This window comes from Cysteiniphilum sp. (assembly GCF_057495195.1).
The window spans coordinates 1-14157 of sequence record NZ_JBXTEF010000088.1 but is presented as its reverse complement, the minus strand read 5'-3'; the positions used below and the strand labels follow the sequence as shown (position 1 = coordinate 14157).

At 38.1% G+C, this 14157-nt stretch carries 10 protein-coding genes; 5 read left to right on the top strand and 5 right to left on the bottom strand.

Annotation, left to right across the window (positions count from 1 at the left end):
* The first annotated feature begins 138 nt into the window (after positions 1-138).
* The 5 genes from ACY10D_RS08015 (at position 139) to ACY10D_RS07995 (ending at position 3688) form a co-directional block, all read left to right on the top strand.
* Positions 139-1062: a ketopantoate reductase family protein gene (locus ACY10D_RS08015; protein ID WP_487000232.1), complete on the top strand. Its 924-nt coding sequence runs from the start codon at positions 139-141 to the stop codon at positions 1060-1062.
* A 161-nt stretch (positions 1063-1223) separates the two neighbouring features.
* Positions 1224-1898 (top strand): pyrimidine 5'-nucleotidase, encoded by a 675-nt coding sequence (locus ACY10D_RS08010; protein WP_487000231.1) that lies wholly within the window; start codon positions 1224-1226, stop codon positions 1896-1898.
* Between the two features lie 9 nt (positions 1899-1907).
* Positions 1908-2945, top strand: a complete 1038-nt coding sequence (locus ACY10D_RS08005) for a questin oxidase family protein (protein WP_487000230.1) — start codon at positions 1908-1910, stop codon at positions 2943-2945.
* Positions 2946-3084: 139 nt separating this feature from the next.
* Positions 3085-3408, top strand: coding sequence for a hypothetical protein (locus ACY10D_RS08000; protein WP_487000229.1), 324 nt, complete (start codon positions 3085-3087; stop codon positions 3406-3408).
* A complete protein-coding gene (locus tag ACY10D_RS07995) occupies positions 3398-3688 on the top strand; it encodes a helix-turn-helix domain-containing protein (protein ID WP_192483805.1) in 291 nt (96 codons plus the stop codon). The genes ACY10D_RS08000 and ACY10D_RS07995 overlap by 11 nt, the downstream gene beginning before the upstream one ends.
* A gap of 28 nt (positions 3689-3716) precedes the next feature.
* On the opposite strand, the gene ACY10D_RS07990 is transcribed toward ACY10D_RS07995, so the two are convergent.
* The 5 genes from ACY10D_RS07990 to ACY10D_RS07970 all read right to left on the bottom strand — a co-directional run bounded on the left by ACY10D_RS07990 (position 3717) and on the right by ACY10D_RS07970 (position 14073).
* A complete protein-coding gene (locus ACY10D_RS07990; protein ID WP_487000228.1) occupies positions 3717-4685 on the bottom strand; it encodes a LysR family transcriptional regulator in 969 nt (322 codons plus the stop codon).
* Positions 4686-5185: 500 nt separating this feature from the next.
* A complete protein-coding gene (locus ACY10D_RS07985) occupies positions 5186-6754 on the bottom strand; it encodes a glycoside hydrolase family 18 protein (RefSeq protein WP_487000227.1) in 1569 nt (522 codons plus the stop codon).
* Positions 6675-9206, bottom strand: coding sequence for a hypothetical protein (locus tag ACY10D_RS07980; RefSeq protein WP_487000226.1), 2532 nt, complete (start codon positions 9204-9206; stop codon positions 6675-6677). Before ACY10D_RS07980 ends, ACY10D_RS07985 begins: the two co-directional genes overlap by 80 nt.
* A 102-nt stretch (positions 9207-9308) precedes the next feature.
* Positions 9309-9479 carry a hypothetical protein gene (locus tag ACY10D_RS07975; protein WP_487000225.1) on the bottom strand — a complete coding sequence of 57 codons (171 nt, stop codon included), beginning with the start codon at positions 9477-9479 and terminating at the stop codon, positions 9309-9311.
* A gap of 160 nt (positions 9480-9639) precedes the next feature.
* On the bottom strand, positions 9640-14073 hold the full coding sequence (locus ACY10D_RS07970; protein WP_487000224.1) for a hypothetical protein: 4434 nt from the start codon (positions 14071-14073) through the stop codon (positions 9640-9642).
* Positions 14074-14157 lie beyond the last annotated feature (84 nt).

Below are 14157 nucleotides of genomic sequence, written 5' to 3'. Positions count from 1 at the left end.
GATTGAACTTTGGTTATAGTATTAACTATCGCCTGCAGTCCAATATGATAAAATCTTCACAAATTGCTTTGCAACCAAGCGCCATAAAATGGCTTGTGTTGGGTATTCACAAGCCAAGCTAGGATAAAAAGGATGATTATGAAGGTAAGTATTATTGGTGTTGGTGCCATTGGTGGGTTTATTGCTGTGCGCTTACAAAATGCAGGTGTTACAGTGCAATTGGTTTTAAAGCAAAAGCCAAAAAATCAACAAGCACTCGACCTTACGATCACCGGAGGCATGGAGCTTGCTGCAAGTTTTAATGATATCGTTGATTGCGTTGAAGATATTGATGGTGATCTTATTTTTATTTGCACCAAGTCAACTGCAAATAGCGTGTTATTTGAGTCGCTGAAAAATGTGCGTAACAAATGGATTGTATTGCTGCAAAATGGAATTAATGAAGAGAATAAGCTTAGGCAATACTTAGATGAGAGTAATATAATCATTGGTGCAATAAGCCATATTAAAGTGAGTAAAAAAGGTAATGAAATCACGTGGCATAACCAGTTATGTAATATCGATTATGCGTATATGCAGCCAAGAGATAATCTAAGTGTTGATCGTCTGTTGGGCAAGGCTTTTCTTGAAGCGAATAAGAAAGAAAGTGTATTGGGCTTACGCTTTCATAAGTTACTTGTAAGCGCGCCATGCAATGGTGCGTCTGTTGTGTTTCAGGCAGATATGAATACCTTGGCAAATAGTCCTCAGATTGCGCAGATGATTCGTGAGATTGCGCTTGAGGTTATTAGCGTAGCTCATGCTTATAAGGTTGCGCTTAATGTTGAAGCAGTTGATAATCTACTTACTGCTTTAGCCAAGCCTGAATATAGCGGCGCTTATTTTAGTATGTGGTATGACTACAATGAAAATAAACCGATGGAGTTTGGTAGTATTTATGAGAATGTGCTTGAAATGGCGCGCTTAAAAAATCTAGAAATGCCAACACTTGAGCGCTTATATAGGCAGTTGATACGTTTGGAAATGGAAAAGCTAAGTGTTGATCACAATGGATACGATTAAAGGAATGTTTGGATAGTTTTTTGTGTCAAAATGTGTTGAATATAAATGATTTCATTGATTTGACTTGATCATCAGTGGTTGGTAAGTTCTTAAAAAGAAACACTGTAAAATGCTTGGCAACTGGTATAAGCTGACACCATACGAAATAGCTATAACATCTTATGCATTTAGAATTTAAACATTTTGTTTTTGACTTAGACAACACGCTTTATTCAGCAAGTTCGGCATTTTTTGATTTGCAATTGCGCAATATGTCGGACTTTATTGTTGAGAAATTAAAAGTAACCCGCAAAGAAGCCGATTTTTTGCGTGAAGAATACTATCACAGCTTTGGTACCACAATGCACGGTTTAATGCATCACCATGCGATTGATCCCTATGAGTTCTTGGCAGTGATTGATAATGTGCCATTGGAGCGTTTGCGTTTGGATGATGAGCTTTTAGGCATGTTAAATGATTTGAAATCAAACGGTAAACACTTATCTATTTTCACGAATGGTTCGCTTTATCATGCGGATCGGGTGATGTCGAAATTATCCCTTAATCAAGTGATTGAAGATGTTGTCACATTAGAGTGCACGGGACTTGTGCCTAAGCCAGATCCTAAAGCCTATCAATTTTGCTTTGAGTGTTTGAATATAGACCCTAAAAAAGCAGTATTTTTTGAAGACTCATCACATAACTTAATCCCTGCCAAACAAATGGGAATGGCAACGGTGCTTGTTAATGCTGATGACATGGCGCATGCGCGTTTTATTGCGCATCCTGAGATTGATTATTTTGTGCAGGATGTACCGTCTTTCCTAAAAGGGGACTTTTTAGAAAAACGTGTTTAGGAGGTCGATGTGAAAATAAAGGACTACTTAGATAAAGTAAAACCTTATGATAATTACTATCGCGGCAAGTTGGCAATACATTTACCAATGGCATTAATTGCGCTTAATGAAATGGGCGCGAATGATTGTCAAATGCAGAAGTTCTTCGAGTATTATAAGCCTAAGTTGGAAGTAAAGCCTGCTAGAAACATGGTAATCTCTCAAGAGAGCTGGCAAGCCTACTGTTTTAAAGAAGAGCATTTTGTTGATTTGGAAGTCTTTTTTGCAAGTGAAATTGAAAAAGAGGGCGTGGATAAAGTATTAAATAAATATTTGCCAAGACTCAGTCAAAATCTAACATCAGCAGCATTTCACCCATTGATCAGATTCGCTTTTGCTATTCAGGCAGAAAGTCAAAGTGAAATTGCTGCAGCTTTGGCATATCTTGCAGATGCTTGTTCAGTGATCACGCCACAATTGATAACCAAGAATACTTCGTCCGAGAAACAAGCGATTGATACTTTTGTAATCTTAGAGGAGTTGAGAAAGAATGAAGAAGTAATTAAAGTCCATAAAACCAATGGTTTAATTGCAGATCGTATGCGCTATATTGATGGATTACCTGCGTTTAATAGTGTATTCAACACATTAACAAATGATCATTGGACGCTTACAGCAATAGCTGACTTATCCTTGAATTTATACTTGCGTACTAATAATTTCACGGCATTGCATGCTTTGACAGGAACGCAAGCCTTGAGAGTTGTTTTACCTTATATTACAGAGGATAAACAACCGATTGTGCTCCATAATTTTGCGCGCGGTATTATTGCAGCAGCAGTAACCTTGCCAGTGACGATTTCCTTCTTAGCGCAGGAAGTTGTGGAGTTTAATGATGTGCCTGATTGGTCAGAAATTTTCAAACAGGCTTTGGCTTTGGATCATGATAAAGATTGGGAACATGCGATTAAGTTGAGTTTTAGTGCTTATTTGGAGTCAATATACTATCCGGAAAATGAGCATAAATATCGATACGTTGCAGCAAGGCGTTGTGGATTTCCGTTTTAGCAGTTTATTTTTACCATTTCTACCGAGGAAAGTAGGATCATCCTAGACGCTCTTATGGGCTAGACTATTATACGCCATTGACTTACTTTTGAGTGTGCTCTAAACTGAGCGGTAAGTGAGCCATGCTGGGTGTGTAAAATTGATCTTTATTGAAACAGATATTTTTACTGAAGATGTAAAGTCATTACTTAGCGATGATGAATATGCTGAGTTTCAGGTCTATTTGGCAGAGAATCCTTTAATTGGTGATCTGATACAACAAACTGGTGGATTAAGAAAAGTTAGATGGTCAGCAAGGGGCAAAGGTAAAAGAGGTGGTGTTAGAGTTATATACTATTATGTATTGCCTGACTCACAGATCCGACTTTTATTAATTTACCAAAAAGGTAAGCAAGATGATTTGACACCAGAGCAAAAGAAAATATTAAGGCAATTAAATGAAAGGTGCAGTGATGGAAAATAAACTCTTTAATCGATTAGTTGAAAGTATGCAGCAAATGAATGAAATCATAGATGGAGAGCGTGCCCCATCGCGTGAATTCACAATTAATGCAATGCAAGTAAAGGAAATTCGCAATAAAACGGGATTATCTCAGGCAAAATTCTCCAGATTAATTAATGTAAAGTTGCCAACGCTAAGAAATTGGGAGCAAGGGCGTAGAGAACCTACGGGCCCTGCTAAAGCCTTGCTAAAAGCGATATCAAAAGATCCAAAACATGTTTTGCTTGCACTATCTCAATAACAGAAGATCTAGATAAAAGCACTTAATGCTAGCCATAAACTTGGTGTGTTGAGTCAATCGTTAAACGTGTTGCAACTTCTTTGATTTTTGAAGCAATGACGCGAGCAATTGCACTATGACTGCTTTGGATATTTTGCAGAATATTATATTCATATTGCACAGAATGATATTGTGGTAGGACTTGTACAATATTGGCATTTTGTAAGTGTGGCATATTAAAGGAGCGCTTGGGACACAAGCCAATACCATGACCTGAAATAATCATTTGTGGGATTAATGACAAAATATCAACAGTAAGCTTACCCTTTACCGATACTTTATATTCATTTTTGTATCTATCATAAAATGTCCAAATATTCTTATCCCACATGTTGGGATATAGACAGTTGTGATTAGCTAGCTCTTCTAATGTCTGAGGCATGCCATGCTCGGCAATATACTCTTCTGATGCAAACAATGCCAAATGATCATGGCATGATTGCACCAGTTGCCATGCATCTTCTTGGATCAAATGATAATACGAGGATTCCATGAGGATAATATCGTATTGATGAGACATCATCTTAATGGTGTGTGCATTGTTATCCAGTGTTGGTAAGGTATAGGTGTCAATCTCAAGTGTGTAGTTTGGAAACTTCTGACATAGCTCAGGGTAAACGTAGTTGATAAAAAACATGCTCATTCCAACAGATAGCAATGCTTTGATCGTATGACTCTTGCCATCACTTAATGTATTGGATAGTGCAATATCATCAACAACATGCGAAAGATCACTATAGAGCTTCTTGGTGCGTTGATAAAGCTCTTGTCCGGCATAAGTTAGCTCAAGCCCTTTATTGCTGCGATGAAAAAGTTTAGTTTTTGAGCTGTCTTCAAGCTTAGTCACTTGACGCAAAATCGTTGTATGTGTTGTTGAGAGTGCTTTGGCAGCCTCTAAGAATGATGTTTTCTGTACTACGACATTGAAAGTGTATAAATCATTAAAACAACGTGTCATTGCTTTTACCTTTTGCTTAAACCTTGAATTGTTAGGCATTGTAAAAAAATGCATGTAACTAATAAGATGCAATAGTGTAATAAAAATGTAAAAGAAAAAGCCTTAAGCAATAATTTGCTTAAGGCTTTTTTGTAAACTCGTTACACTCAAACATGCAAAAATCTAATCCATGGTATTTGGCGCAAAACTTTAATGGGCACTAAGTTAGCCAATTAAAGGTTATTTTATGCATTCGGCATATTGATATTAGGAATATTGCCATAGCAAATTTTAGTTTTTAAAGCAGATCAGTGCGTTGCACTGTTTGAGTGTAACGAGTTTGCAAAGCACCTGCTTTAAAAACGTTAAAAAATTTGTGAGGCTAGCGTTTTTGCTTACTTTTGGGGCAATGCCAAAAGTAAGTCACATCAGCTGCGAAACAGCGGTGAAGAAAAATGACGAAAATCAGCCCTTCCCCCATCAACTTTGAAGGAGGGACGTACGGTGTACGCCCAGAAGGTTTAGTTGTTGTTGGTAAAACCATTGATAAAGTTAGTAATCAATGAGTTTTTGGTATCAGTCACAGGAACGTCACCATCAATCGTCCACATGATCGCACCACCAATACCTTGCTCTTGTGCATAGCGACCGTAATCTTTAGCATCAGCACCGGATGTATAGAAAAAGACACTGGTATTTTTGGCAAGTTTGTTTGCGTAAATATCTTGCCAGTAGCTTGAAATCGTCGCCGGAGTGATATCAAAAAGCCCTGCTGGTTGCGGTGCTTTCAAGCCATTGATAACCGCTGTTGAACCAACATGATAGGTTTTACCATCTTTCTCAACCGTGAAGTCATAAGTTTCCTCTGGTTTTGCAAACTGTAGTAGATAGCGATTGTTGAAGCTTGATGCACATCGGTTGCCATCTTTTAAGCTTGTGCTACAGCTTGCACTGTCTAGATCTCCTGCTAAGACAAAAGAGTCGTCAGCGGTGTAGGTGTTACCAAAACCATGATTATTTGCTAAGGTGCTTGGACCATTGATTGCACGCGAGTAAGCCGCAAGCCCCATATTGATTTTGTGCTCATTGCCAGGCATAACGTCTTTGGCTTTTTGCACGGCTAAATCAATCGTAAATTCATTAGGTGCGTCTCCTTCAGGTTGGAACAAGGTTTGATTGAAGCCCGTTTTACCCCCAGATGATTGAGCAACAGTGAAGTCATAAGTCATTAAGTTAAGTGACTCTAAATGATCAATGTTTTCTTTGCTTAAGACGGAATCTTTTAAAGCATCGATAATAGCTGGATCTGCTTGAATCGTTAATGAAACTTTTAATGCAGCCCCCGATTGCGTTTTGACTTTATTGTGCAATGTATTAATTACGGTAGCTAATTCTTTCTTGAGGAAACCAAAAAAGTCAGCTGTTTTGCCATCGTTTTCGACATCTAAATCAACTTCAGTGATATTAAAGTGATCAGCTAAGGCTTGAACAGATGCTACTAGATTATTAATGTGCTCATCAGAATCAGCACCTTGATAAACACCCCAATTAATAGCATCCCAACCACCAATAGAAACGATTTTATCAAGGTCTTTATTGTATTGATCAAGATTAGCAAAGGCATCGAAGTTACCAAAGTTCATATACCACTCTAAATCAAACTTCTTGTCTTTACTCCAAATGGCTGATGGATCAGCTGTGCAAATTCTAAAGTTCATATTTGAAGCGTTACACCAATCGTTATTACCACCTTCTTCCAGTTTGTCACGTTTTAAATCACTCCAAGGGTCACTGAAATGAATAGCACCTAATGGGGCATCCTCAGGTGAACCGACACTTCCGTCATAGACAAATAAGAATGCATAAGCAACCCCTGTTAATTGTTTGACCTTATCTGCCATATCCGTGTTTTGAAGCGCGACAGTTTGTTTGCTACCATTGTCAATTTTGCTACAAGTCGTGTCACTTGTTGCTTGATAAATAGGTGCTCCAGTGGCAGGGAAAGCATCTTTACGTGGAATAGGGTATGAGGTGTAAGGAATGGCATGCCCTGGCCCCCCCCACTCCGCCAACACAGGAGTTATTGCCATAAACACCATAGTTTGTGACATAACCAATTAGTTTTGGCTTTGATTTAGGTGGGTTGGTATCAGGTATTTTAATTCCTTTGCCATTAGGGAATACTGCTGTAGGTGCTACTAATTTATCGTTATCTTGAAGATAAACTTGAATCTGACGTCCTGTTTGAGATGGGTTAAGATTGTGCACATAGAGCTCATACTGAAGCATGCCATCGAACCAGCCGCACTCTCCATCTAGTTTGTTGCCATTGTTGTCAACAACTGCACAAGTGATACCAGTTTTTAATATTGCTTGATCTTCTTGCGGCACATTCACGGCAGGGACTTTGCTAAGATCTAATGGTCCATTAAAACCCCATGTCTGGCCATTTAATTTAGTTTCATCCCAAAAATCAAAAAAGTTATCATTTCTAAATCCTTCATAATCACTGACATCAATATAAGCGTAATTAGTTGGATAAACTGTCACATGTTCGTACCAGTTAAAATCAGGGAATGCTTCACCTAGTTTAGTCACTGTGTAAACTTGATCATTAAGGGGCGCATTATCATCTTGTATTTGCCATGTAGATGAATCTTTTAATTGGGTCAACTGGATTTGTTTGCCATTGTTTTCAGCAAAGCTTTCAGCTTTTAAACCCGAAGCGCGATTAAAAACTTGGGGGAATTTTACCTGCTTAATCGATTTAGCTATATGTGGATCGTTATCGTTATCTGTTGCGATAAAATCAAGAGAAACATTACTTTCATCAATCACAGGGAAAGGAAGATGCTGATTTTTAGTGGTGAGATCATGTGCCTGAAGTTTAGGATCAGTTGTTGAGGCATCATGCGCGGTAATCTTGACACTGAAGCTTGGCATACTGATCTTGCCATCTTTATTGGTGTATTTGTACTCAGGCACCGAAGCAAGTATGTCTCTAGTGTTTACCTCAAGACGACAATCACTTCCTGTTACAACAGTATTAGTTTGATCGTCATAAACCTCACAACTGTAATCGACTTGATCCGATGTGCTGCCATCTTCATGAACAACTAAGGCTGTTGGCGAGAATACGCCTGCAACAGAGTAGTTATCTTTTTCTTGATCTTTACCTTTGGCATTGCCAAATCCAGCCGTCTGCTCTGACCATTGGATAACATTTTGCTTAGGCTCGTTGGCACCAATAATGGTTAAGTTATTATAACTACGTGTAATACTTGTCCCTTGTTGGGTGAACGTCAGGTTAATGGTATGCGTTTTAAATATACTATCACTTGTTGCTGTAAATGCTAATATGCCATTATTTAAGCTACAACTCACATTAGGATCCAACTGTCCATCAACAAACGCCTCACAGCTTGCTTTTACATCATCATCTTGTGCATTGACAAATTCATCACCTGATTTCATATGACCGAAATGGACGTTGATATCGGCAAGTTGAAATTGCCCTTTGTCGTCAAATTGAGCATCACTTGGCCAGCTGTTTGCGTTTAGCCAGTTGATATAGTCATCCGTATCTACGGTAATAATTGGTTGAGCAGTATCATATTGTGCTTGGATTGAGGTGTTCTTAGTATCATCCGCTAGATATTGATAGCTCTTAGCTTGTGCTAATGACTCTTGTCCTTTATCTACTTTGTTATTAACGGTATAAGTTTTACAAGCCGTCTGATCGTCGTCACCTGCGGCAATGGTTACACTAAATGGGTCATCATTAAGTTTTAAACCCTGACGTAAGTTCTGATTGATATCTTTTTGTGCATAAAAAACAGTGACGCCCTCATTGTAGTCTTTGGTGATTTCAGCACAAAGTTGTAGCTGTGATCCACTGGCAATCTCTTGATTGCTATCAATTGTATTGTTATTCATATCACGTAAAAAGAACTTCACGGGCACTTTGATATTAAGACCGTGTGGAATATTATCTTCAGTGACTTCAAAATCTTGTTTGCCATCGATGCTAACTACTTCAAAATGGTGGATACCTGAAATATTACCGCTTGATTGAATCTTACTCGCATCAAAAGGAATATGTACATAACCATTAGTGTCTGTCATAACATTGATCAAATACGTGTTATTACCCTGATCAACCGCACCTGCTAAAATATTGCTAGTACCCATTTGTGAGGCTGTTTCGCTATCACGTGGGTTTAAGTCTTCTTTGAGCACTAAAGCAAAACCACCATTGGCAGCACCAATGCCTGCAACGCGTTTTAGAGCCTGCTTGTTGATTACAACATCGATGCCTGTGCCTGAGATTTTACCTTCTTCAATGCTGCCACTTGTTGCATTAGGAATGCTGATTTGCACACCAAGCTTTGTTGCCGGTGTTGGTCCCGGCGTTGGCGTAGGTGTGTCACCTCCACCGCCGCCGCCACAAGCACTAAGAGTTAATAACGAACCTAATAGTAAAGAGGGTAATAGCCCTTTTTTAAACTTGCCTATGGATTTGTCTGTATTTGTATTTTTCATTGTTTCTCCGATGTGATTAATGATGTGGTTGAACACGTGTGTAGTATGTTTTGTGATCGTTAAATAAGCTGTGAAGTGAATGTAAAATATATGTAAATATCGCTAGTCATAAATATCCTCAACTTCATAAAGAAGGGCAGGGTCGCCATGCTGATTAAACTGAATTTGCTCTTTTACTGCGCACTGACTCTTATTGTACAAAGGAGACTGTTGTGCATTTGCTGTAGTGCTTAAATCACATGCAATAGAGGTTGAATGATTTGTATTTATCATGGTTGATAATAAGCATAATATGCGAAGTAATTTCATCATAACTAGGTTTGATTACAGCGTTAAAGATAAGCTTATTGTTGAGTAAACGATGCTTTATATGTACCGTTATAACTGCACATTGCTGTGCGAAAAATGATTTATGTTAAATGCAACTTTAAGCTCAAGAAGATGGTGTAATTGAAAGCAATGGACTTGCAAGTAACAGTGTATCTCCATAGGTGTTAGCATTACCAAATCCTGCATGATTGTATACCGCTACATAGTCAGAGTTAGCAAGCTTCTGCCAAGTGCTTGAGCCATTTTTTTGTATGTATAAATAATGTTTATTAGGATTCACCGTCGTATCTTTCACAAGTGCATACAAGTTATTATCATCGTCATGTGAAATTGTTGCTGTGCCGGATGGGATACTAATTGTTGACGTGGCATAATTCGATAAATTGTAGCGTCTGATTTTGTTGTCATATAGTGTATAAATCGCCTGATCAGTTAAGTCTATGGGAAAAACTTTTTCTGAAAATGTATTGCTTTGGCTGATTGGTGTTACTGTTTGATTATTGTTCGCATTCAATAAGGTTTGAACATCAAAGGTTAAAAATGCGCGACGGTATTTGCTTGTAGTAGCATATTCCCACGAATCAGCATGAAGCACTAAATATTTCCCATTTGGTGTAACTTCAAACATCTCGGACACTAACGTTTGATACATAGAATTATCTTTTACCCAAAAACCAGATGGGTAATTGAACTTTAGCTTTTTGCACGCTTGGTTGGTATTGCATACCAATATAACGCCTTGTGCATTATTGGCATTGACACCATAGTCCTTATCATCCCAGCGCGGGTAGATGAAGTAATCATTGCTATTAGGAATCGTTGCTGATTTGGTAGTACTATTAAACCAATTGGTATTAAGATTATCTTTTAATTTAAACCATGTTTTACCCAAGTCGATACTTTGCTGTACCGTACGTGAATTTAAAACAAGTCCGCTACCCATGGCGCCTGAAATTGAGCTTGTCCAATTGGAAACTAAATTGTTTACATTTGGAACCTTATAAAGGTATTTGAAGCTATTGCTATCAATACCAGAATATTGATCTTGTGGGTAGAAAGTATAAAGGGTTTGATTGTAACTATTGCTATTGTCATATCTAAGCAGTGCAACTTGACCATCACCAAAGCTGCGCATATTTAAGATTCTTCCTTCGTTGGTAAACTCAGGTGTCGAAAATAAAACACTTAGAGGCTCATTTACCGATTTATCAGAGATGTTTTTAATGGATGCTTGTGCATCATCAAAAAAGCCATATTGGAAGATATCCCAATAATGCGGGGTATATAAAAAGGTTTTTGCCATAAGCTTATAATTGGCTGTGATCGGCAGTTTCTGATCTGCAGTTGCCGTAATTGTGATATCGATTGTTTTGGGTTGTGACACATCAAAGCTCTTAGGCGTGTAGTAATAATATGAGCAAGATTGACCTGATGAAAGCGTATCTGTGCAGCTATCTGTCATTGCACGCGCTTTAATATATTTATTACCAGTAAATGAGTTCGCTAAGTTAACGTCGCTTGAGTCATCATTATGTACATTAAGCTTAATGGTATTTGGATGATTTTCGTTATATTGCGTATCTTCACTTATCGTAACACTTGATGGAGGGATAACATAAAAGCTTTTTGAAGTCACATTATCAATATTAGATGTGATATCGGGTGTAATATTAATTTTATACTCACCAGATGGAACTGCTTGAGACTTGCTGATGGTAAATACTCTATTACTGTGAGCAGGAATAATCGTATCAATGACGTTTTTAGTAGAGAAACCATTGGCGGCCTGATCAGTTGCATCACTAAAACCATACCGCGCTTTTGTAATGTCAGCATCAAAGGGACTTGTGTTTGTCACAAGGACATCGATATCTTGCAGTGTGTTCTCACGGAAGTAATCCGTTGGTGTATTTGTGCCAAGATCTTTTAAAACAAGTGATAATGAAGCATTTGGGATCGTTACCTCATGGTTGAGTGTAAACGTATTGCCATCTTCTTTATTCCCAAAGTAATAGGATAAAGATAGAGTATTTGTAGTAACTCTTGATGCTTTGGCTGATGCACTCACTTCTAAGGTGACATGACAGCTTTGATGCTGCAAAAGGGTCGATAAATGGCAGGTCTCACTCTTTAAGTTAACTCCATCAGGTAGTTGCGTTGTATCAACCTGATCGACTGTCACAGCTTGAGCGTCATTATTAGTTAATGTGTAGATGTAATCACCTGGTTTATCAATCGGTTTATCAATGATAAAACTCGCCCCTTCATTCACATTGATATAAACAGGTTTTGGAATAATATTCTCTGCGGTAATTAAAATAGCAGGCGTGTCAGTATTTTCTAAATGACGAATATCATCAGCAGTAAACAAAGCATCTGCTTTAAATGAAATGACAAATGTTTGTGTTTGCTCAGGTGATAATTTATTGATGCTTAGGGTTGATTTATCAATATCTACTAAGGGTAAAATGGTATCAGCAACGACAAGTGTCAGTTGATCAATATCTTTGACATCTCCTTGACTGCCTTTATGCATAACAGGAATGGTAATACTTTTTGCTACTGATTGATCACTTAAAACAGCAGCCGTTGAGATATCAGCATAAGGTGCATCGATAAGCTGGACATTGGTTTTAAGTGCAAGTGTGAGAGTATGTGTTACTTCAGAACTGCTATTATTGTTACGAAAGTTAAGCTTAAATTGCCCATTACCTGAAAGCAATGAGTCGGTTTCGATATCGACTTGGCAAGATTGATGAGGTGACAACATATCACAGTTATTGTTGGTAACTTTTACACCTTGAGGCAATTGATCTTCACTGATGGAGATGATTTTATAACTGTCATCTGGGTCATTATTGGTTAACGTGTATTGATAGCTTTTGCTTGGTAAAAGGGTGGTATCTCCTGATATCTCAAGACTGCTACTATAGCGAAACGCTGGGGTAATACTAATGCTATCACCTGTGTTTGTGTCATTGGCGACCACTTGGATCAGTTGAGTTTGCAAGTTGTTATTTAGCGCATCCGCAAATACTGTTAGCGCATTATCATCTTTAAAAGTTAAGGTAAGTGTTTTTGTGCTACCTAAATCAAGTGAAAAGCTTGGCGTTTCAGAGTCAATATAGGGTTTTAGGTCATCCACAATTTGAAAATGTATATTTGCCAAAGCATTGCCAATAAAGTTGCCATTGGGCAGTTTAGCAATACCAATGTTTTGAATGTCAAACTGTGTCTTATTACCCGCAAAAATGGGGTGAGGAATACTATTGTCTGTGATTAAACGGTTACCACCAAGAATATTGATAGGTGTGATGTAATCGTTTGGCTGATACGAAAATCCTTGCTGATGATAGGTGATATACCAAGGAATATTAGTACTAACCTTAATAGATGAGTCAAAAAGTAGTTGGCAGGCTGTGTTCGCATCTAGCGCTTTAATGTTATCAGTTAAATGATAAAAACAGCTATTTTCTGCCGCAGTATTAAATGCAAGCTCAGGTTTATCTGAAAATGCGCTAAAGTCAACATTAAATGCATGAGCGGAGATATTGCTAATTGTGCCCAAATTAATACTAGGTTTATAATCACTGGCGGAAGGCAAGTGTGTGATCGTGTCTTGTCGAGTGATATTAAGCGGAAGCTTAATCTCAATATTTGGCGTAATACTGTGAGAGTTGCTACCCATAATTTGCAGTGCATTTAATGATTGATTGTTGTTAAGTGCGGATATCAACAGATCAATCTGTTTACTGGATAAATTCGCTTTTGGTTTTAACCATAGCGGTGTTGATAGTGTCTCATCTGGTGCCAAGGTGGTGTAATCAATCAGCCTTGAGTTATTGATATCAATAAGATCCGCTAAGGTGATAGCAGCACCATCTATATGACCGATTGTTTTGTTGGTATCGATAATGATCTGGGGGGTATTTATATAGTTCTTACCACTGTTTTTTATATCAAGCTGAATATCCTCTGGCATAATGGCACTTGCTGGTTGGGTAAGTGTCATTGTACTCATGCTTGTTGTTGGTTTATCAACTTTTTGTCTATCAATCGTAATACTGAGCTTTTCACCTGATGCAAAATGAATATTAAGCCCCGGCACACCACTTTGTAGAGCTTGCAAAGAAGCCTTTTGTTCTACGTTCACAGATGGCAACTCATGTAAGTATACATAGCAACTTCCAGTTTTCGCTGCAAGCACTAAACCATTGCGACAGCTATTGCTTTGTGTCGTATCCAAAACATAATTGTTATCAGAGAAATCAAAGGAACTAATGACCTGATCTTCATTGCCAATATTTTTGATCTCATAGATATAACTTGCATTAAGTCCCAAGATGCTTTCTTTTGGATTTGTTTCGCTGGCACTATACGTTAGATTGGTAATAGGTATGGGCGTTGGAGTTGGAGTTGGAGTTGGAGTTGGTGTAGGTGAAGGGGTATCTGAGGAACCACTGCCTCCACCTCCACCGCAACCGGCAAGTGTTAATGATAATAACAGAATGATTTTGGGTAAGGTTTTCTTTTTCATAATTGCCGGGAGTGTTCATAAAACTGTGTCAATTTAAATTTAATATTGATGTAGTGTGTTATTGCTAGAATAAACAGAGCAACT